The organism is Corynebacterium casei LMG S-19264 (genome assembly GCF_000550785.1).
Lineage (GTDB): Bacteria > Actinomycetota > Actinomycetes > Mycobacteriales > Mycobacteriaceae > Corynebacterium > Corynebacterium casei.
The window spans coordinates 2,202,222-2,223,047 of sequence record NZ_CP004350.1 but is presented as its reverse complement, the minus strand read 5'-3'; the positions used below and the strand labels follow the sequence as shown (position 1 = coordinate 2,223,047).

Annotated in this window: 18 protein-coding genes and 1 tRNA gene; 8 read left to right on the top strand and 11 right to left on the bottom strand. The window is 55.6% G+C overall.

Annotated features, from left to right (window positions below; all coding sequences use genetic code 11):
- Nucleotides 1-426: 426 nt before the first annotated feature.
- The 3 genes from CCASEI_RS10205 to CCASEI_RS14485 all read left to right on the top strand — a co-directional run bounded on the left by CCASEI_RS10205 (nucleotide 427) and on the right by CCASEI_RS14485 (nucleotide 3,476).
- A complete protein-coding gene (locus CCASEI_RS10205; protein ID WP_006822955.1) occupies nucleotides 427-771 on the top strand; it encodes a DUF485 domain-containing protein in 345 nt (114 codons plus the stop codon).
- A gap of 5 nt (nucleotides 772-776) precedes the next feature.
- On the top strand, nucleotides 777-2,426 hold the full coding sequence (locus CCASEI_RS10200) for a solute symporter family protein (RefSeq protein WP_006822956.1): 1,650 nt from the start codon (nucleotides 777-779) through the stop codon (nucleotides 2,424-2,426).
- Nucleotides 2,427-2,537: 111 nt separating this feature from the next.
- Nucleotides 2,538-3,476 carry a hypothetical protein gene (locus CCASEI_RS14485; protein ID WP_025387924.1) on the top strand — a complete coding sequence of 313 codons (939 nt, stop codon included), beginning with the start codon at nucleotides 2,538-2,540 and terminating at the stop codon, nucleotides 3,474-3,476.
- Here the strand turns inward: CCASEI_RS14485 and CCASEI_RS10190 are convergent.
- On the bottom strand, nucleotides 3,473-4,426 hold the full coding sequence (locus CCASEI_RS10190; RefSeq protein WP_025387923.1) for a DUF1906 domain-containing protein: 954 nt from the start codon (nucleotides 4,424-4,426) through the stop codon (nucleotides 3,473-3,475). The genes CCASEI_RS14485 and CCASEI_RS10190 overlap by 4 nt on opposite strands.
- Nucleotides 4,427-4,768: 342 nt before the next feature.
- On the opposite strand from CCASEI_RS10190, the gene CCASEI_RS10185 reads away from it, so the two are divergent.
- Nucleotides 4,769-5,458, top strand: a complete 690-nt coding sequence (locus CCASEI_RS10185) for a DsbA family oxidoreductase (protein WP_025387922.1) — start codon at nucleotides 4,769-4,771, stop codon at nucleotides 5,456-5,458.
- Nucleotides 5,459-6,072: 614 nt separating this feature from the next.
- Here CCASEI_RS10185 and CCASEI_RS10175 read toward each other — a convergent pair.
- A tRNA-Arg gene (locus tag CCASEI_RS10175) sits at nucleotides 6,073-6,145 on the bottom strand.
- A 221-nt stretch (nucleotides 6,146-6,366) separates the two neighbouring features.
- Here CCASEI_RS10175 and CCASEI_RS10170 point away from each other — a divergent pair.
- Nucleotides 6,367-6,663, top strand: coding sequence for a hypothetical protein (locus tag CCASEI_RS10170; protein ID WP_025387920.1), 297 nt, complete (start codon nucleotides 6,367-6,369; stop codon nucleotides 6,661-6,663).
- 32 nt (nucleotides 6,664-6,695) lie between these two features.
- Here the strand turns inward: CCASEI_RS10170 and CCASEI_RS10165 are convergent, their stop codons facing one another.
- Genes CCASEI_RS10165 through CCASEI_RS10150 form a run of 4 tightly spaced genes read right to left on the bottom strand, consistent with a single transcriptional unit; the run spans nucleotide 6,696 to nucleotide 9,109 of the window.
- Nucleotides 6,696-6,980, bottom strand: a complete 285-nt coding sequence (locus tag CCASEI_RS10165) for a mycoredoxin (protein ID WP_006822965.1) — start codon at nucleotides 6,978-6,980, stop codon at nucleotides 6,696-6,698.
- A gap of 1 nt (nucleotide 6,981) precedes the next feature.
- Nucleotides 6,982-7,518, bottom strand: a complete 537-nt coding sequence (locus CCASEI_RS10160) for a dihydrofolate reductase (RefSeq protein WP_025387919.1) — start codon at nucleotides 7,516-7,518, stop codon at nucleotides 6,982-6,984.
- A 9-nt stretch (nucleotides 7,519-7,527) separates the two neighbouring features.
- Entirely contained in the window at nucleotides 7,528-8,340 is an 813-nt protein-coding gene (locus tag CCASEI_RS10155; RefSeq protein ID WP_038574654.1) for a thymidylate synthase, read from the bottom strand.
- Between the two features lie 10 nt (nucleotides 8,341-8,350).
- Complete coding sequence (locus CCASEI_RS10150; RefSeq protein WP_025387917.1) at nucleotides 8,351-9,109, bottom strand: 3'(2'),5'-bisphosphate nucleotidase CysQ; 759 nt, start codon at nucleotides 9,107-9,109, stop codon at nucleotides 8,351-8,353.
- Between the two features lie 35 nt (nucleotides 9,110-9,144).
- Between CCASEI_RS10150 and CCASEI_RS10145 the strand changes: the two genes are divergently transcribed.
- Both CCASEI_RS10145 and CCASEI_RS10140 read left to right on the top strand, forming a co-directional pair.
- On the top strand, nucleotides 9,145-14,193 hold the full coding sequence (locus CCASEI_RS10145; protein ID WP_025387916.1) for an ATP-dependent helicase: 5,049 nt from the start codon (nucleotides 9,145-9,147) through the stop codon (nucleotides 14,191-14,193).
- The gene (locus tag CCASEI_RS10140) at nucleotides 14,193-15,026 is read left to right on the top strand and encodes a DNA-formamidopyrimidine glycosylase family protein (protein WP_025387915.1); all 834 of its coding nucleotides are present in this window, start codon (nucleotides 14,193-14,195) and stop codon (nucleotides 15,024-15,026) included. Before CCASEI_RS10145 ends, CCASEI_RS10140 begins: the two co-directional genes overlap by 1 nt.
- Here CCASEI_RS10140 and CCASEI_RS10135 read toward each other — a convergent pair.
- The 5 genes from CCASEI_RS10135 to CCASEI_RS10115 all read right to left on the bottom strand — a co-directional run bounded on the left by CCASEI_RS10135 (nucleotide 15,023) and on the right by CCASEI_RS10115 (nucleotide 19,994).
- Nucleotides 15,023-15,316 carry a hypothetical protein gene (locus CCASEI_RS10135; RefSeq protein WP_006822971.1) on the bottom strand — a complete coding sequence of 98 codons (294 nt, stop codon included), beginning with the start codon at nucleotides 15,314-15,316 and terminating at the stop codon, nucleotides 15,023-15,025. The two genes, CCASEI_RS10140 and CCASEI_RS10135, sit on opposite strands and share 4 nt — an antisense overlap.
- The gene (locus tag CCASEI_RS10130) at nucleotides 15,313-15,519 is read right to left on the bottom strand and encodes a hypothetical protein (protein WP_006822972.1); all 207 of its coding nucleotides are present in this window, start codon (nucleotides 15,517-15,519) and stop codon (nucleotides 15,313-15,315) included. Before CCASEI_RS10130 ends, CCASEI_RS10135 begins: the two co-directional genes overlap by 4 nt.
- A gap of 122 nt (nucleotides 15,520-15,641) precedes the next feature.
- On the bottom strand, nucleotides 15,642-16,310 hold the full coding sequence (locus CCASEI_RS10125) for a TetR/AcrR family transcriptional regulator (protein WP_025387914.1): 669 nt from the start codon (nucleotides 16,308-16,310) through the stop codon (nucleotides 15,642-15,644).
- 32 nt (nucleotides 16,311-16,342) lie between these two features.
- Nucleotides 16,343-18,151, bottom strand: a complete 1,809-nt coding sequence (locus CCASEI_RS10120) for an ABC transporter ATP-binding protein (RefSeq protein WP_025387913.1) — start codon at nucleotides 18,149-18,151, stop codon at nucleotides 16,343-16,345.
- Nucleotides 18,144-19,994 (bottom strand): ABC transporter ATP-binding protein, encoded by a 1,851-nt coding sequence (locus CCASEI_RS10115; protein WP_081748490.1) that lies wholly within the window; start codon nucleotides 19,992-19,994, stop codon nucleotides 18,144-18,146. Before CCASEI_RS10115 ends, CCASEI_RS10120 begins: the two co-directional genes overlap by 8 nt.
- 209 nt (nucleotides 19,995-20,203) lie before the next feature.
- Between CCASEI_RS10115 and CCASEI_RS10110 the strand changes: the two genes are divergently transcribed.
- On the top strand, nucleotides 20,204-20,617 hold the full coding sequence (locus tag CCASEI_RS10110) for a YccF domain-containing protein (RefSeq protein WP_006822976.1): 414 nt from the start codon (nucleotides 20,204-20,206) through the stop codon (nucleotides 20,615-20,617).
- The last annotated feature ends 209 nt before the right edge of the window (nucleotides 20,618-20,826 follow it).

Below are 20,826 nucleotides of genomic sequence, written 5' to 3'. Positions count from 1 at the left end.
CTGCAGAGGATTTCTCATGCCGTGGGAACAACGTGAAGGGTGCGAATTTTCTCCTAGCAAAACCATCGGAGGAGTATGTCAAAATCATCGACGGTGGCCTAAAAACTGTTCGAAAACGTCTTAACTTGTGGCCAGATTCACTGCAAAACGTGCCTTAACAAAGTTGGCAAAGTGACGAATCGCCAATTTCGGGGGTGATTTGCTAGTTGTAACAAGTGCCGGTCAGAACGATTTTCGGGGGTGCAAGTTTCTGCTAAGAATAGTTTTACTCACTTTGTCTTCACCCTAACAGGCTTTGTTCGGTAGCTTACTTAACAGGCCGGAATGTGATCCCTGGCACTGGGGTTCGGCACAAGTCCGACTAAAAAAGAAAGCTTATCTAGTCGTTGACTAGATATGACTAATTGAAAGTTCAAGGAGAAACCAATGACTGGTGCTACAGCCTCTCCGCGCAAGCGTCGTGAGCCATCGGCAGATGAGTTCATTGCTATGCAAAAGAGTCCGCAGTTTCAAAAGCTGCGGAGTACATACCGTAAGTTTACTTTCCCAATGACCCTGGCCTTCATGGTCTGGTACTTGCTTTATGTGGTGACCGCAGTTTTTGCACATGACTTTATGTCGATTGAAATTGGTGGCGGATTCAACGTGGGCCTAGTCTTTGGCCTGTTGCAGTTCGTTTCCACATTCCTGATTACCTGGCTGTACGTCCAGTACGCCAATAAGAATATTGAGCCTCAAGCGGCTGCAATCCGTGAAGAAATGGAGGGTTAAGAACAATGAACCCAATTATTCTTGCCCAAGAGGCTGAGTACTCAACCGGTAACCCGATTCTAAACATCTCGGTCTTCCTGGTCTTCCTGATCGTGACCATGGCATTGGTTCTGCGTGCTGGCAAGTCCACCAAGGAAGCATCTGACTTCTACACCGGTGGCGGTACCTTCTCTGGTCGCCAGAACGGTCTTGCAATTTCTGGTGACTACCTCTCCGCAGCATCCTTCTTGGGCATTGTTGGCGCGGTTGCCCTAAACGGCTACGACGGATTCCTTTACTCCGTTGGCTTCTTCGTTGCTTGGCTTGTTGCTCTGATGCTCGTTGCAGAGCCACTGCGTAACGTTGGCCGCTTCACCATGGCGGACGTTTTGTCTTTCCGTCTCCGCCAAAAGCCAGTCCGTGTGGCTGCTGCTCTGGCAACCATGTTCGTTTCCCTGTTCTACCTGATTGCTCAGATGGCAGGTGCAGGCTCCCTGGTTTCCGTTCTTCTGAATATCCACGAGTTCGTATGGCAGGCAGTTGTCGTCGGCGTCGTCGGCGTTGTCATGATTGTCTACGTCCTGATCGGCGGCATGAAGGGTACCACCTACGTGCAGATGATTAAGGCTGTTCTGCTGGTTTCCGGTGTTGTCGTCATGGGTATCTTGGTATTCGTCGCAATCAAGGGTGGCTTTGTCGCCCTGTTCGACCAGGCTATTGCTGCCCACGCTGATTCACAGGCTGCGGCTGACCGCGGCTACGAGGCAGCCCGCATCATGGAGCCAGGTCTTAAGTACGGTGCAACCACCACTTCCAAGATTGACTTCGTCTCCCTGGGTCTGTCCCTGGTTCTTGGTACCGCTGGTCTGCCACACGTTCTGATGCGTTTCTACACCGTTCCTACCGCTACTGAAGCACGTCGCTCCGTTACCTGGGCAATCTGCATCATTGGCCTGTTCTACCTGATCACCCTGGTTCTGGGCTTCGGCGCAGCAGCACTGGTACGTCCGGACCGCATCCTGGCAGCACCTGGTGGCGCAAACGCTGCAGCACCGCTGCTTGCACTGGAAGTTGGCGGCACCGTCTTCATGGCGATTATTTCCGCTGTTGCATTCGCAACCGTTCTGGCTGTTGTGGCTGGTCTGGCAATTACCGCTTCCGCTTCCATTGCACACGACATCTACGACGCTGTTCTGCGTGACGGTACCGCTTCTGAAGAAGAGCAGGTTCGAGTTTCTCACATCACCGTTGTTGTCCTGGGTATCGCATCGATTATCCTTGGCATCCTCGCGATGACTCAGAACGTGGCGTTCCTGGTGTCCCTGGCATTCGCAATTGCAGCTTCTGCAAACCTGCCAACCATCCTGTACTCCCTGTACTGGCGTCGATTCAACACCACTGGTGCTGTCGCTTCCATCTACGGTGGTCTGATTTCCTGTCTGTTACTCATCTTCCTGTCCCCAGCAGTCTCCGGTGCACCTTCCGCGATGTTCCCGAACGCTGACTGGTCCATCTTCCCTCTGACCTCTCCAGGTCTGGTTTCCATCCCAATGGGCTTCCTGTGCGGTTACATCGGCACCTTGATTGGTAAGCCAGATAACCTCGAAGCACTTGCTGCTGAGATGGAAGTTCGTTCCCTGACTGGTGTTGGTGTTGAGGCTGCAGTCGACCACTAATCACTAAAAGCTCTCCAGTAATTTCTAACAGGGCCCAGAAGTTCTGTAGAAGCTGAAAGCAACAAGACACCGTATGCGCAATGCATACGGTGTCTTTGTATTATCTAAGCTGTGTGCAAATCTAATGCTCCTCGCGCCACCAACAGCTGGCTGAAATTCGTAGCTGTGCTGATGGTCATTGCTATCGCAATGGTGGGAACATGGATCGCTGCCCGAGCAACGGCTCCGAGCGCTGGCGAATCTACCGCAGCAAGCGCTCCTGAGGGCGTCCAAGGCACGCGAGGGGACCAGGAGGCTGCGGCTACTTCAGATTCACTCTCAAAGTCTGTATTAGAGCGGTTGAGGGTCGCCGCGAATGAGCCCGATGAGGTTGTCATTGATCAAGCACGTTCGCAGCTGACCTATATTCGTCTCAGCGACGGCATGCATCTTGGTACCTCGAATGAGAAGTTTGCGCGGCCCGCGCTGAGTTTGTCAAAGCTCTATATTGCGGACTATGTCCTCGATGAGGGAAACAATGAGGAGAAGTACGAAGCGCTGCGCATGATTTCTACTTCCGATGATGACGTCGCGGAAGACCTCTTTGCGGAATACCCTGAGTCGATTGATGAGGTCGCCGATAAATACGGCCTATACGCCACGGAGTCCGGCAACTACTGGGGTAATTCACTTACGTCCACCTACGACGTGGTGAAGTTCGTAGCCGCTCTCAAAGACGAAGATTCAACCCATCCGATACTCGTGGCGATGTCACAACCCGATGAGATCGCCGCTGATGGCTATGAACAAGACTTCGGCACCGCCGTGATGAGCAACGTGATTGGCACGAAATGGGGCTGGTCGAATAACCGCCAGGTGCACTCATCGGTGTCATTCGGGGAGAACTTTATTGTGGCTGCGTCGGTGAACGGCTCGGCACGAGACCTCACCAGACTGGTGCGGAACCAAGTCTCCGGCACGAAGCTGAAAGAAGCCACCACGTGGTTCCTAGATTCCCGCGAAGCCGCAGAAACTAGCGCCGTGCCGACTGAGACGGTTATTACCGATTAACGGCCGATGATTCCACCAAGCTGCTGAGCAATCTGTGTTGCTTGGCTGATCTGCTCGGAGGTTACAGAGGAACCGCCAATTTCCATGCCTGGCACGGCGGAGCTAAGTTCGTTCAAGAGGTCAGCGCCGGCGCTGTTTCCCGCGTTGCCGGAGTTGCCGCCCGGAACTGTGCCGCCGGACTGGCCAGGCTTCCACTGGCCCCAGTCCTGGGCATAGACATTGTTGATGTCAACGACGACACCGTCGATGGTGCGCTGCTTGCTTTGCGGCAGCTGGTGGATGGTCGTGCGAGGGTGGATGCGTCCGCCGGAACCCCAGTCGTGCATCCAATAGAAGGAACCGATGCCGTCTTTGATGGCCCAGTCAATGACGTTGTAGTTGCCATATACGCCGGTGCTGTAGCCCGCAGCACGCAGGGCGGTCTGGAGTGCCAAGAGATAAGGCTTGATGAGGGTGTCGTATTGCTGGCGGGAGGGGTTATCATCGATGGCGACGTAGATGGGGCGCCCGGTTGGGCCACCAGCCGCGCGGTGGATGGCAATGGCTTGGGGTGCGTGCACTGCAGCGCCGGCAGCACCTTGCTTCCAGTCCGCGGTTTCGGCGCGGCCGAATTGGTAGACAGAAGCGGTGGCTAGCCCCTGGGCGGACATCGCCTGGGTCTCTTTGAGCGTGACTGGCTTGCCGGCCATCCACTGGGCATCAGGTCGCTTTTGGGAGACGTAGCGCACTGCGCCGAGGTGTCCAGCAGCCTTCATGGCAGAAGCGCTGGGAACGCCGGCAGAGTAATCAACAACGGTTCCCAGAATCGGTCCCAGTGCTGAGGCGCGGGAGGCGGTAAAGGTGCCCATGCCCACGGCAAGAGTGCCGGCAGCAGCGGCAAAGGCACCGGCTTTCATAATGTTGCGGCGCGAATAGTGCGCAGCGCCTTTCGATGCTTCATGTCCTGACACGAGTGAACTCCTAACAAACCACCATTAATTTACTGACTTAACTTCAGTAACTTCCGTTACAGAACTTACCCCAACTGCACGTCATGTGAAAGGGGAGCGGCGTGCCAAATACTTTTCACTTTTTGGAACATAAGCATATTCGCCGGCGTTGGAAGATGGTGAACCATTCTTCATAAGGTGGAAAACAATGGATCAAACAGACAACGTAAATAACGTAAATAACGACGTCATTAGCAACGGTACGAGCGACGCAGCAACAAGCGAGTCGCCCAAGCCTTTTACGTTTCTTCAGCCATTCGGCGAAGAGAACGTGGGCGTGTGCGATGTGGAAGGAAACTGTTCATGAGCCAGGCAGAAACAACTAATAGCCCAATTACCGTCGACGTGTGGTCGGATGTGATGTGCCCATTTTGCTGGATGGGTGACAAGCATTTGGAGCTAGCGCTTGGGGACTTTGCGCATCGTGATGACGTGGAGATTACCTACCACAGCTACCAGCTGATGCCGGATTATCCAGAAGGTCAGCCATTGCCATCTGCTGAGGCAGTGGCGAAGCAAAAGGGCATTCCGGTTGAACAGTTCGAGCAGATGAACGCCGGCGTTGCGGCACGTGGCGCCGAGGTTGGATTGGATTACAACTTCGATACCGCTCTGATGGTCAACTCCCGCCGCGCACACCGCCTTTCGCACTTTGCTGAAAAGAACGGCGTGCAGCACGAGGTCATTCAGAACCTGTTCAAGGCATATTTCACCGACGGCAAGAACGTCGAAGACCGCGAGGTTCTCGCCGACTTGGCTGTCGATGCCGGCCTCAACCGCGACGAAGCCCTAGCCAACATGGACAACGAGGAACTCGATCATGCAGTCCAGGCTGACATCAACCGTGCTCAGCAGATTGGCGTCCAGGGCGTTCCATTCTTCGTGTTTAACAACAAGTACGCTGTCTCCGGCGCACAGCCACAAGAAGTCTTCAAGCAAGCGCTTGAGGCCGTGTGGAACGAGAACGAGCAAGCGGGCAACTCTGCTCAGTAAGTTCTAAAAGCGTGGCGGAACTCTACCGAAACCGGTATAGTTTCGCCACGTTGTTTTGGATTAGTACTTGGTTCGGCGACTTTCTACTTTGCCTCCAGAACGTGCCCGGACGGATATTTCGCCGCCTTCTTCGCCAAGGTCGTCAATTCCCCAAGAGTCCTCGCCTTTAATGGCGTATTCGTCTCTCCAATGCGTGCGACGCCTCCGGGGATCCCTGCCTTCTACGGTTCTCCGGCGTCGTTGCTTCTTTGCTTGCTTTGGTTGTTCTTTAACCAGAGGACGCTCTAGAAGGTTTGGAAACTCTGTTATTGAAGCATTGGGATCTAGTTGAAGCTCGGCGGTCATCTTCGTCGCGGGGCACTTTTTACCCGGATGGCTGGGAAGATTATGGAGCGAAAGCCGCTTCCGTCCTTGGATGTACTTGACGGTTGCTCCACAATTCGGGCAAAGGTAGCCATACCCGCTGACCGACTTCACTATAACGATTTCCATGCCAACATTATATGGGTAAAAGTTCAGGTCATGGTCACTTTTCGGAACTAGTTGTGATTGAAAAAGGCCGCACGAAAGTGTGCGGCCTAGATTCTAATGTCGAAATATTAGACATGGATTTGTGCCCTAGACAGGAGTCGAACCTGCGACACCGGCTTTAGGAGAGCCGTGCTCTATCCACTGAGCTACTAAGGCAGGGCCGTTCACAGCCGAACCGCGAACCACAAGGATTCAGCGAAGCTTTGCTGTGAACGTCTCTAGATTACCCGAGTGCTCTCCGGAGCATAAAACCGGGCGCGAAACCGGGACGGTAATTTCCGGGGAAGTGAAGCCTATGAGTGTGACGTTGTGCGGGTGGGGAGGATTCACACAGAAATTTGACGTATCCACAACCTTGTTGCGCTACTTTGATGGGTATGACACAACAAGGCGCCGCTGGCACACCCGAACCGCAATTCATCGACGTTCAACGCCGTGAAATTACCCTGCGCACTATGTCTTCGGAGGATGGGGTGGAAACCCTGGCTATCGAAAAGCTAGTGCGCGGAGGCGAATCCAAGCGGCTGATGCTGCTGAATAAATTTGATGCCCAGCAGCTCAAAGACGCCTTGGATGACTACCTCAAGACCATCTACTCCAAAGAACTCGCCGGTCTAAACACCACGCTGTCCCCGAAGGACATGCTGGAGCTATTCGGCGAAGACGACAACTAACCAATAATTATCGTGGGGGAGTAGCTGGGGACTTAGGCGTTGAGCTCTTCGAGCTTCGCGCGGACATCGGCAGCCGGCGGGTTGGTTGCGTGGGTGCCATCGGAGTAAAGCACGGTTGGCACAACGCGGTTGCCGTTGTTGACGGACTTAATCCACTCGTTGAGCTCATCATTGCCCGCGGCACCGTTGTCTACGTCAATAGCAGCATAAGGGGTCTCAGAGCTGTTGAGGTCCGAGCGCAAACGAGCACAGTAAGGGCACCAATCAGCAAAGAAGACAGTGACGTGTTCGGTGGTTTCAGGGGTTGCTACAGCCATTCTAGGCAGCGTCCTTTCGTTCATAGCTAATAAATCGATATTTGATGGGCAGCTCACTGGCCGGTTGATTCGGTATAGTCAGATGCCCCTTCGCAGAGGTCAACCAGCCGGAATCAGCGGTTTGGCTAAATGCCTCAGGGATATGTGGGGCGTACACGGCATCCTCGCCATAGACTTCTGCCACATTGACGCCCATGAGGGTGACTTCCAGAATGTCCATCTGATCCAAAGTGGAGGCATAGAGCTGCCCACCGCCCATGATCCAGCCTTCAGACAGCTCCGGCAGGCGGCTTAACACCGTCGCACCTTGTGACCACTCACCAGCTTGGCGGGTGGACAGCACGAAATTCTCACGCCCTGGCAAAGGACGGAACTTCTCTGGAAGAGACTCCCACGTGCGCCGACCCATAATCACTGGGCTGCCCAGGGTTACTTCTTTAAAATGAGCCAGATCTTCTGGCACGTGCCACGGCATTTGCTCGCCGTCGCCGATGATTCCATCTAAGGACTGTGCCCAAATCGCACCAAGAAAGCTCATGAATTCATCCTAGACCGCAACCGGCGCCTTAATCGAAGGATGCGGGTCATAACCCTCAACCTCAAAGTCTTCAAAGGTGTAGTCAAAGATGCTCTTCGCCTTGTTCAACTTCAGCTGCGGATAAGGGCGGGCCTCGCGTGCTAGCTGCTCTTTGACCTGCTCAACGTGGTTGTCATAGATGTGCACGTCGCCGCCGGTCCAGATGAGCTCACCAACTTCCAAATCGGCCTGCTGCGCGAACATATGGGTCAGCGCGGCATAAGAAGCGATGTTGAATGGAACTCCCAAGAACATGTCAGCGGAGCGCTGGTAGACCTGCATCGACAGCTTTCCGTTGGCAACATAAAGCTGGAACAGCAAGTGGCACGGCATCAGCGCCATCTTGTCCAACTCCGACACGTTCCACGCAGAAACCAAGATACGGCGGGAATCAGGATTGTTCTTCAACTGATCCATCACGCCTTGAATCTGGTCAATGTGCTGGCCATCGGGAGTTGGCCAAGAACGCCACTGCACGCCGTAGACCGGGCCGAGTTCACCGTTGTCATCGGCCCACTCGTTCCAGATACGAACCTTGTTTTCCTGCAACCAGGACACGTTAGATTCACCGCGCAAGAACCACAGCAGCTCACCGATAACACCGTGGAAGTAGACCTTCTTGGTGGTAAGCAGTGGGAAAGACTCACTCAAGTCATAGCGCAGCTGGTGGCCGAACAGGGAGCGGGTGCCTGTTCCGGTGCGGTCAGATTTAGCGGCGCCGTTTTCTAAAACATTCTTCAGCAGGTCTTCGTAGGGAGTAGCTATTGCAGTAGCGTTTGTCATGCTGCCTAGTCTAGAAGCCTGGGTTGTTTGCTGCGAACTTCGCTGCGTGCTCAAGGATTTCATCTGCTAGTTCCGGCCGGCAGATGACCAAGTCCGGGATGTAGGTGTCCTCATTGTTAAAGCTCATGGGGCTGCCATCAAGACGCGAGCAGTGCAGACCTGAGGCCAGCGCTACACCAACTGGTGCTGCTTGATCCCACTCATACTGCCCGCCGGCGTGAATGTATCCGTCATAATCACCGAGCAGCACGTGCATGGCCTTCGCGCCAGCAGAACCAATGCCCACGGCTTCATAGCCCATTTGTTGCGTGATGTATTCCGCTACCTGCGGCGGGCGATTACGGGAGACTACAAATTTCTTGGACAGCGGGCCCTTAACGGCGCGGACATCAGAAGACTTAAAGGTCACGCCTAAGTCCGGCAGTCCTACGGCAGCATGTTCCGGCTTGCCATTGATGACCAATGCAATGTGCACGGCCCAGTCCTGGCGGCCGGTGGCGAATTCCTTGGTGCCGTCGAGCGGATCCACGATCCACACGCGATCTTTGCCCAGGCGGTCAAGGTCATCAACTGCTTCTTCGGACAAGAATCCATCATCCGGGCGGTGCTGTTCTAGAACGCGGGAAATCCACGATTGTGCCAGTTCATCACCGGCGTCTCCGAGGGCAAGGCCACGCAAGAGGCCACCTTTACGAACACCTTTCAGAATTTCGCCGCAACCTTCGGCGATCATATTGGTCAAGCGAGCATCAGAGAGCTGGACTGTCATAGTTCCTAAGACTACCCATCGCGTTAAAGTAAGGCATGGCCAAAAATATCCTTTCTCGCTTCAAGCCCGCAGTAGCTGGTTGGTTTGAGGATGTTTTCACTCAACCCACACAAGTTCAGGAACAATCCTGGGATGCTATTTCTAAAGGCAGTCACGCTTTGCTGGTAGCACCCACCGGTTCAGGTAAGACACTGGCCGCATTCTTGTGGGCATTGAACAACCTCATGGAACGCGAAGGCCAAACCTCACTGCCAGTGGCTAAGCGGGAAGATGCCACGGATACTTCCTCCCACGGTGGGGTGAAAGTCTTATATATCTCGCCGCTGAAAGCTTTGGGCGTGGACATTGAGCGTAACCTACGTGTGCCGCTGGCGGGAATCTCACGCGTGGCACAGCGTCTGGGTGTGGATGAGCCGGATATTTCTATCGGTGTGCGCTCAGGCGATACACCGCAGTCAGAGCGCAACCGGCAGCTGCGCAAGCCGCCGGACGTGCTGATTACCACGCCGGAGTCGGCGTACTTGATGCTTACGTCAAAAGCGGCGGGCATTTTGGCATCAGTGGATACGGTCATCATTGATGAAATCCACGCTATTGCCGGCTCCAAACGTGGCGTTCACATGGCGTTGACCATGGAACGCCTAGCGAAGGTCGCAGGGGAGTTCCAGCGCATTGGGCTATCGGCGACGGTGCGCCCGCTGGAAACCGTGGCGAACTTCCTGGGTGGTGGACGGCCGGTGGAAATCATCGCTCCGCCAGCGAAGAAGAAGTGGCAGCTAGATATCCACGTGCCCGTAGAAGACATGAGTGATCTACCCACCCCGGAACAAGGCTCCACCATTGGGGAACTCACTGTTGATGATCCGCTGGGAATCGCAGGTGCGGATCCTGCAACGTCGGCCGAATCAGCGCTGCCGGTGGCTAGTTCTATTTGGCCGTTTATTGAGCAGTCTGTTTATGACCAGGTGATGGAGCATCGATCGACGCTGGTCTTTGTGAACTCCCGGCGCACCGCAGAGCGTTTGACCTCGCGGTTGAACGAAATCTGGGCGTCTATTCATGACCCGGAATCATTATCGCCGGAGCTGCGCCGGGACCCAGCGCAGCTGATGAAAGCCGTCGATGTTGCCGGCAAGGCGCCGGCAGTCATTGCGCGAGCGCATCACGGTTCGGTATCTAAAGATGAGCGCGCGATGACGGAGACCATGCTCAAAGAAGGCGCGCTGCGCGCTGTGGTGTCCACGAGTTCTTTGGAACTGGGTATCGACATGGGTGCGGTAGAACTAGTCATCCAGGTGGAATCCCCACCGGCGGTGGCTTCTGGTTTGCAGCGCATCGGGCGCGCCGGGCACGTCGTTGGTGCTACCAGTCACGGTTCCTTTTATCCCAAGCACAGAGCTGACCTTCTGCAAACCACGGTGGTGGTGCAGAAGATGGTGGAAGGGGGCATCGAAAAGCTGCATATCCCCACCAACCCCTTGGACGTTTTAGCGCAGCACACCGTCGCCGCGGTATCTGCCGCCCCGGAGGGGCTAACCGCCGATGACTGGTATGACACCGTCACCCGAGCCTGGCCGTATCGCGATTTAGCGCGGGAGGTCTTTGACTCTGTCATTGACCTGGTTTCTGGTGTGTACCCGTCGACCGATTTTGCGGAGCTGCGCCCACGCGTGGTCTATGACCGGATTACCGGTGTGATGACGGCGCGGCCCGGCGCGCAGCGGGTAGCGGTGACTAATGCTGGCACGATTCCAGACCGCGGCATGTTTGGCGTGTTCATCGCCGGTGGTGAGGGTGCCCCGCGCCGTGTGGGTGAGCTTGATGAGGAGATGGTTTATGAATCGCGTGTTGGCGATGTGTTTACCCTTGGTGCGTCCTCGTGGCGGATTGAGGACATCACCCGCGATCAGGTCATTGTCACCCCGGCACCAGGGCATACCGGCCGCTTGCCGTTTTGGTCAGGCGATGCCGCTGGTAGGCCTTATGAATTAGGCCAAGCCATTGGCGCGTTTCGCCGCGAGGCGCACGCCAATCCGGAGCTGATTACCCATACTGATGCGTGGGCGAAGGATAACCTGCGCGCCTTTTTGCACGAGCAGCATGAGGCCACAGGTTCGATCCCGGATGACTCGACGTTGGTGATGGAGCGGTTCAAAGATGAGCTCGGGGACTGGCGTATTGTGCTGCACTCGCCGTTCGGTCGCGGTGTGAACGCGCCGTGGGCTTTGGCCGTGGGCGCGCGGGTGGCGGAGCGGACCGGCATGGATGCCCAGGCGGTGGCGGGTGATGACGGCATTGTGCTGCGCCTGCCAGAGGGAGAGGCGGAGCCAGATGCGTCCATTTTTGCTTACGATCCGGATGAGATTGAAGATATCGTGACGGAACAGGTCGGCGGTTCCGCGCTGTTTGCTTCGCGGTTTCGTGAGTGTGCGGCGCGGGCTTTGCTGTTGCCGCGGCGCAATCCGGGCAAGCGCTCGCCGTTGTGGCAGCAGCGTCAGCGCGCGGAGCAGCTGCTGGATGTGGCGCGCAAGTATCCGTCTTTCCCTATCATTTTGGAAACGGTGCGCGAATGCCTGCAAGACGTCTATGACGTCCCAAGTTTGGTGGAGGTCACCCGCAATATTGCCCACCGCAAAGTGCGCGTCGCGGAGGTGACCACGGAGCAGCCTTCGCCATTCGCGTCCTCATTGTTGTTCAACTACACCGGCGCGTTTATGTATGAGGGTGATAGTCCGCTGGCGGAAAAGCGTGCGGCGGCCTTGGCTTTGGATCCGGCGTTGTTGGCCAAGTTGTTGGGCACGGTTGAGCTGCGTGAGTTGCTGGAACCAGAGATCATTGCTGAAGTGCATGCCCAACTTCAGCGCACCGACGCCACGCGCCGGGCACAGACCAGTGAGCAGGTTGCGGATATGTTGCGGGTCATTGGCCCCATCCCCGTGGACAATGTGGGGGAGCACACCGATGTGCCGTTGCAGACGCTGCACCAGCAGCTGGGCCGGCGCATCATGGAGGTTCGCATCGGCGGGCGTGTGCACCTAGCCCAAGCTCAGGATGCCGCATTACTTCGTGATGGCTTGGGCATCCCCGTCCCACCGGGCATCCCCGCGCAGGTGGAGACCATTAATGATGCTTTGGATCAGTTGGTATCACGGTGGGCACGCACCAGAGGGCCGTTTGTGCTGCGTGAACTTGCCGATGCTTTCTCCCTGTCCGTCTCCATCGCCCATTCCTCGTTGAACAGCATGGATTCTGTGATTGAGGGTCATTACCGCCAGGGCATTAATGAAGTGGAGTACTGCGCCAATGAGGTGCTGCGCGTTATCCGCTCTCGTTCTTTGGCTAAAGCACGCGCGCAGACTGAGCCGGTATCACCTGCGACCTTTGGCCGCTTCCTGCCGGATTGGAACAACGTGGCCCCGGTGATTGAGGGAGCTACTGGCAATATGCGTCGGCCGGCTCTGCGCGGTGCGGATGGTGTGTATGCCGTAGTAGAACAACTTGCTGGTGCGCGGCTACCGGCATCTGCCTGGGAGTCGATGGTGCTGCCTTCACGGGTTGGTGATTACTCACCAGTAATGCTGGATGAGCTGACCTCCAATGGTGAAGTACTGGTGGTCGGCGCCGGCAAGGCCGGTTCTTCCGACCCGTGGGTCATGCTGCTGCCCGCTGATTATGCCGCGGGCCTAGTTCCGATCCTCGATGAGGAACTTTCAGGGCTCACCGGCTTACAAGAATCAATCCTCGCGCTGCTCTCACGCGGCGGCGGATTCCTCTTCGCCGATATCTACCGTGACATTGCCCGCGCGGACGCGGGACAAGGCGTCGCGGATACGTCCACCACTGAGCAGCGCGGATTAGACGTTGGCGTGGGCGCTGGTATTGATACTCCCACCACCGACCAAGTGCGCGAAGCACTCTGGGGACTGGTAGAAATGGGACTTGTCAGCCCAGATTCCTTTGCCCCAATACGCACGCGCCTCTCCGCGCAGGGCTCAGGACGCACCGCGCACCGGCAAAAGCGTCGCCCGCAGCGCTCCCGCCTGCGCATGGGGCGCACTTCTTTCGCACAGACCCAACGCGCAAACCCCACCCCGCCGGATATGAATGGCCGCTGGGCGTTGACCATCCCCGCATCACACGACGCCACCGCCCGTTCCGCTGCACAAGGCGAAGCCTGGCTGGATCGCTATGGCGTGGTCACCCGCGGCTCGGTTGTCTCTGAAGATGTCCTCGGTGGATTCGCTCTGGCCTATAAAGTCCTGTCTGGTTTTGAAGAATCCGGCAAAGCCATGCGCGGCTACGTCATCGATGGCCTGGGCGCCGCGCAGTTTTCCACACCGGCTGTCATTGACCGCCTGCGTGGTTTGAGCGACAGCCCGGATATCACCGGCTGGCCATCGGGCACCACCACACCTGACATCGTGGTGCTTGCTGCCTGCGACCCCGCTAATCCTTACGGCGCAGCATTGCCATGGCCACAACAAGGACCAGCACGTGCTGCCGGCGCGCTGGTTGTTCTTATCGATGGCCTCTGTGCAGCCCACCTCACCCGCGGCGGTAAAACGCTCACCACCTTCTTCGACCAACTACCCGAAGGAATCGATCACGCCCAAGCCCTCGAATACGTTTACCGCGCACTGATGGCTCTCATTTTCACCGGACGCCTGAGCCCGCTCGTTATCGAAAAAGCCAACGGCGCCTCCATCTTCGACTCCACAATTGCCAACCAACTACGCACCCTCGGCGCCGGCATCAGCCCTCGCGGCATCCGCCTCGCCACAAAAACCTCCACCCCGCGCACACCTGACTCGGCGAGTGCACCGGGCGCGCCGGGCTCCACAAAGTGGGAGCCAGACTTTGAGCCCGAGGCCGAAGCTGAGACAGGCTCCGAGGTCGAAGAGCGAAGCCCACGCCGGGGCAGAAGCCTCAACGAAGCTTTGGAGGAACTCAGCTTTGATGACCCGCCATCTGACGACCGAATCCATGGCGAGTCCAATCAGGAACCCTCGAATTCGCAACGGCGTTCTGGTCCCATGCGCCCGCGCCGCGGACCTTTGCCACCTCGTGGAAGGGGACGCCGCTAATGCCTGAAGGCGATTCAGTTCTTCAGCTGTCCAACAAATTGCAGTTCATGGTTGGACGGGAAGTCACCCATACTTCCATTCGGGTACCGCGCTATGCCACAGCCACGTTTACCGGCTATTACTGCGAGAACGTGTGGCCCTATGGCAAGCATCTATTCATGCAGTTCGGGGAGCAGATTCTGCACACTCACCTCAAGATGGAAGGGCAGTGGTCCATTCATTATGAAGGCGACAAATGGCGCAAGCCTGGCTTTAGTGCTCGCGTTGTCCTGCGTCTTGCCAATAACCCACGCGATATTGAAGTAGTAGGCCACAGCCTTGGCAACGTGGATGTTTATCCGATTGACAACTATTACGACCATATCGCACATCTGGGGCCCGACATTTTGGATGAGCAGTGGCAACACAGCGGTAGGGGTGAAGCGATTGCGCGCATCTTTGCCCGCCCCGAGCGTTCCATTGGTGCTGCACTACTGGATCAGAAAAACGTCGCGGGCATCGGCAACGAATACCGCGTGGAAGCCTGCTTCATCGCTGGCATCCATCCCAGCGATCCCGTTGCAGTAATAGGGCCCGAACTGGTGGAGAAGATCGTTGACATCTCCCACCGCATCATGTGGGCAAACAGAAATTCCCCAGTGCGCGTAACCACCGGCGTGCGGCGCGCCGGGGAGACCACCTATGTCTTTGGCAGAAACCACAAGCGCTGCAGGCGTTGCGGCACGCTAATCTACACAGACAGACTTGGCGGCCCCGATGCCGGCGGTGAAGAAGGCGAGCTCGAGCGCATCATCTGGGTCTGCCCGCACTGCCAGCCCCATCGGGAAGCCTAGACCGCGGCGTGTGCCTGGGTGGCTGCCTCTTTGTAGTGCTCTTCTTTCGCAACCGCATGGCGGATGAGCTGGATGATAAACAGCACTACGAAGATGCTTCCGCACACAGCCGCCACCGTGAACATTGCGTGTGCCTGCTCAATAAGCTGGAGTGCTTCGGCAGTTTGTGCACTATCGGCGCCCGCCCGAAGCATCATTTGAGCTCCATGGATTTTGTTAAAGCCCATAACAAAGGCCACGCAGGTGACAAGCAGTGCTGGAACTTCAGTGGCAAGAGCCAAGATTTTCATTTTAACTTCTTGTTATTTTCCTCGATCTGCATCAAGAGATTGAAGAGCTTAATCAGCCTTACTTCTTCTAGCTCTTTTTGCCTTTCACGCTCTAGCCGGACCCTCCTTTCGGCGAGCCAGAGATCAAGGCTTGCAGCAGCTAGTAGCGCTAAGACTCCGAGTGTGGCTGCTAGCAACACTTCCAGTGGTATCTCGTTAATCATGGAAAGATCCCCCTCTTCGGATTAATGTTTCCCGTCGTTCACACTTGAGGATACATTCCCAATCTGGGGAATCAAGGGGTTCGGTAAAATTGGGTACGAAAGTACACTTTTAGTTGCGGAAACTACTCTACGTCGATGCCCGCTTCGAGCCCAGCGATGATGAATTCAACTTTGGGCATGATGCTGTCAAGATCCGTCCATCCTTCTTGGGGCGAAAGATAGTAGTTAGCTGGGTCTATGGGCTGATCCGCAAACAGCTTCCGTGCGTGCTCAAGGCCAGTGTTGCCATCGTGTTGTGCTGCGCGCATGGCCTCGATAGCGATGGTGGTTCCGATGATGGTGTCGCCAATGAAATCAATGGCGAAACTAATCCGGGCTTCATCGCCAGGAAAGTCGTGAGCTTTCAAGGCCTCAATGTATTGCTTGAGCATGGGGATGACCACCAGGTGGCAACCTGGGGTGTTATAAATGGCGGCAGCCAATCCTGGGTGAGCTTTAAAACCATCGATCATGCAGTGGGCGTATTCCCGCAAAATTTCTTGCCACGATGAAGCCGTTGGTCCCTTAAGTTCCGTGTCCACCACGTAACTCATAGCAGCCAAGGTGAGATCAACTTGGGATTCAAAGCGGCGATAGAGCGCTGAAGGCACAACGCCAATCTGCTTGGCTACCGCGGCCATCGTGAAGCTAGAAAGCCCAATTTCAAGCGCTGCATGGATAGCATCGGCGTCAGTAAATTGCGGCTTCGGCCCGGTTTTCTTACCGATGCGCCGCGGGGCGGTGGAGCTCATAAATTCTCATCCTACTTCAGCGGTACATCTGCTTAGCGCGAAAGACTCCACCCGGCAGCACTGCGGCGCGATTGCCAAAAGCCCGCGTAGATAGGGCTGCTTTCAAGCAGAGCATCATGCTTGCCGATGCTCTCCACCGTGCCGTCGCTATTGAGCACCACAATCTGATCTGCGGCAACAATAGTATTGAGATTATGCGCAATAATCATCACCGTCGAAGACCGACGAAGAGTTGCGATACAGTCTTGAATCCGCGCCTCATTTTCCGGGTCTAGCGCACTGGTTGCTTCATCCAAAAGCACAATCGGTGCATTCTTAAGCAACGCGCGAGCAATGGATACTCGCTGACGTTCCCCACCAGAAAGCTTTCGTCCGCCAGATCCCACCGGACAATCCCAGCCACCAGGTAAGCGCTGCGCGATATCCCTGACCCCTGCCATTTCTGCGGCGGCAAATACGTCGGCATCACCAGCCGATACTGCGTCAGGTCCAGGCGACATGCTTGCACTGCCCATCTTGATGTTGGCCAGCAAGGTGTCGTCATAGAGATACGGGTCTTGGAAAACCATAGTTATCTGGCGCATCAATTGCGCACTGGTTTGCTCACGTACATCAACTCCGCCCATCCGAACTGCGCCAGAATTGATATCCCAGAACCTACACATCAACCTGAACAGGGTGGTCTTACCCGAACCAGAAGGGCCAACAATAGCGGTCAATGTGCCAGGGGAGGCTTGGAAACTTACCCCGTTGAGCACGGAAGTATCAGAGTCATAGCCAAAACCGACCTCGTGGAACTCCACCATTCCGGGCGCAGGCATGGCCTGCTTGGTTGAATCTTTTGGCACAGAATCTGGTTCCGGTAGCTCTGTGGTCTCAAGAATTTCCTCAACCTCACCAATGGGCCCGCGCACTAGGTCAGCGGCGGTAAACTGCGCGACAAACTGTTCAAGCAAGACCTTAAACCGCAAGGCAACACCCAAGAATGCGATGAGCGCAACCGGATGTAGATGCCCGCCAGCCCACAAGGCGGTGGCTGTCACAAACAGCGCCACCACCGTTATCTGCGAAGCAAAGTTGCTGATAATCAAGGCGGCTGTGCTCAACAAGAACTTTGCCAATGAGGACTTTTTATCCGCAGCCAAAGCATCTGCGAGCGGTTCATAATCTTGTGAGCGCCCAGCTGCGCGTAGCGCTGGCTGACAAGACGCAAACTCCACAATCCGGCGAGATACTTCATCCCGGTCTGAAACATTGAGCTGGTGGCCGCGGTCGCGCAACATGCGAGCGAGATACAGGCACAGTGCGACGAGCAAAGCTCCAGCGAACAGTGCTAAACCAAGCTGTGGGCGCCACACCAGAATCACAAGATTAGTCGTAGCCAGAGCAGTAATGGTTCGGATTAGTTCACATTCTCCGTGGGCGATTGCGCCACCAATGGACATGATTCCTTCGGTAGAAAGCTGTGAGACCGTGCCTGTTCTACGCGGACCAAACCATCCGATGGGCAGCCGCGCCAGCTTATCGCCGATACGCTGATGCAGATTATTCAAGATATCAATGGCACACATATAGGCAGTGCGTTGTTGCTGGAGAAAGACCCAAATAGCAGCAAGCGCGAGCACAGCCATAGCTCCGAGCCACCAGCTGATACTGTCTAGTCCTCCGAAGTCGATGAGACCACTGATAGTGGGGACAATGAGTCCTAAACTCAGCCCTTCTAAGATGCCTGCGGCAATGGACCAGGAAATTGCTTTGGCATGCAGCTTGTTTCCGTCTGGTGACAGCACGGAAGAAAAGGCTTTGGTCAGTAGCGGGTCAGAGAAAATATTTCTAGGCATTGATATCTGCCTTTCGTAATTGGTACCAGTAGTGGTTGTTTGATGCATCAAGCTCTGCCGGAGTGCCCGCTGCATCTATCCGTCCACCGCCGAGAACAAGTACATTGTCCACACCGCGGATAGCAGCGGCGCTGTGGGCTATGACCAGGACTGTCTTGGACTGAACTAGATGACTCAGTGCTGTCTGAATTTCAGTCTGGCAATCAGGATCAGTAGCTGCGGTAGCTTCATCGAGAATAAGAATTGGGGCATCGGTAAGAATCGCCCGCGCAATAGAAATACGCTGGCGTTGCCCACCCGATAATTCGGTATCCTCGCCGATTACGGTGTCCAATCCCTGTTCGAGCAACTCAATGTCCTCCCAAATCACGGCTGCGCGGGCTGCGGTTTCAACCTCATCATCGCTAGCATCCGGGCGGGCTAACGCAATATTGTCCCGGATTGATGCCCTGACTAATTGCGCATCTTGAAGAACGAAAGACACCTGCCGGTATAGCTCATCGGTACGCAATGCGCGGACATCACACCCGCCGATGAGCACCTGCCCAGAATCTGGATCTTGGAACCGCGCAACCATGGTCGCAAGAGTCGACTTACCGGACCCAGAAGGACCAACCAAAGCAGTGATAGTGCCAGGCCGCAACGTGATATTGATGTTTTCTAGCGCGCTTACGGGGCCATTTTCCGTGGTGTAGGAATAACTGACATCGATAAATTCGACCTCGTCCGAAGACACTGGGCTTAGAATCTTCCCGGTTTCAGAAGCAGTGTCTGGGTCTGCGGTAGAAAGCTGCGGGGTGAAAGTGACTTCCACAATGTGCAGTGCTGCTGCGCCTGCTTGCTGGTAGGACCACGCCATATTGCCCATGACCACCAATGCTTGCGGAATCATCAAAGAGATCAACGAACACACCAAGACCTCCGGTACGTTGACCCATCCCGCAGCAACCATGAGTGCGCCGCCGCCGACGTTGATAAACATCAACACCGGCACTGATACCGCGGCCATTGACAAAGCGGAGCCGGTAATGAGCGGTCCGCACCACTGCCAATAGAACTTGGAGAAATTCTTGGCTGCATTCGCGTAGGCAGAATGCGCCTTGCCGACGATGCCGAAATTCTTAACCACCTCGATTCCTTCGACGAATTCGACGGCGCGGGCAGAGACTTCCTGTAGGCGCTCATTCATTTCTGCGGTCTTAGGCCCCATCGATGCCATCATGGTGGCTTGCAATCCGATGAATACCGGCAGCATCGCGATGGACAATAACCCCAGGTGCCAATCAATGATGAAAGCATAAATAGCCAGCACAGTTGGGCTAATCATGGCAACTGTCGTGTCCACTGGAGCGTGAGCAACCAACGTGTGCAACGTCTTTGAATCATCCTGGATGGTTTTCCGGACCTCGCCCGAAGAGCGGTCATTAAACCAGGACAACGGCGCGCGCGAAACAGCGGCGACAATCCGGTTGCGAATGATGCTTTTCAACTTTTCATCCGCAAGGTGGGTGATTACTAAAGCCACGAAGTACAAGAAAAGCTGGATGCTAAAAGCAATGATGAGCCACGTGACCAGTTCCCGTACTTCATGCGTGGTGGCCTCATTCGATGCCTGCTCCGTGGAGCTGCTTCCACTCAATAGGAGGCGGCCTAATTCTGTGAGCAGGATGAACGGTGCAATTGATACCAGCGCCGACAACGCTCCGAGAACGCGGCCGAGGAAGATAGGCCCCGAAACCGGGCGCAGCAACATTTTCAGCGCGCCCCTTGAGTCTTTATCGAGCTGCTTGAAATCCCCCTCGTGCTCTGGAGGGGAGTCTTTGTCATTGTGCTTGCCACTCATAGGTAGAAATGTCCTTTCATCGATACCGCTTCGAAGGGTGCAACCAGCACCCACATTCATTAATTAGGTCTACCTTAGTTAATTGAGAATGTCCATCACTATTTGGCATGGCAAGTGTCATAGCTGCTTATCTGGCTGGGAACGCAGCGATAAAAATGTGGGTGTTATCCCTGATGTAGGAGGTGGTTTCTTAGGCTAGGTTGGAGCGTATGAAAACTATTTTGAACATCATCTGGTTTATTTGCGGCGGCTTTCTTTTGGCCGCTGGATACTTCCTTGCCGGCATTATCGCGTGCCTGCTTGTTGTGACGATTCCGGCGGGCGTTGCAAGTTTCCGCATGGCTAACTACGCCTTGTGGCCATTTGGCCGCAGTGTCGTGCAGCCAACCAAGGGGGCCGGCAGCTTCTCGGCGGTCGGTAACTTCATTTGGTTTATCGTCGCGGGGCTATGGCTCGCCATCGGCCACGTTGTGACCGCGGCCGGCCAGGCCGTCACGATCATTGGCATTCCATTGGCCATCGCGAACATCAAGATGATTCCAGTAACCTGCTTCCCGTTCGGGCGCAGTATCGTGCCATCGGATCGCATTCCTTTCGGCTACGAGCCAATGGTGAAGCTCTAAACCCTTAGGGGCGAAACAAGTGCTGCCGGGGGTATGTTTCACCCCCAAAATATAGGGAATTCAAATACGTTCGTATATTTGAAATGCTCGGAAAGCTCCCATTTTTCAGGGAGAGCCAGTGTCGAAATTCGCTATTGCGACGCTGGATATTCCCGCCAGGTGATACAGGTTTTCTTGCCGCTTACCACTGTCTTTGGATTAGTAATCGA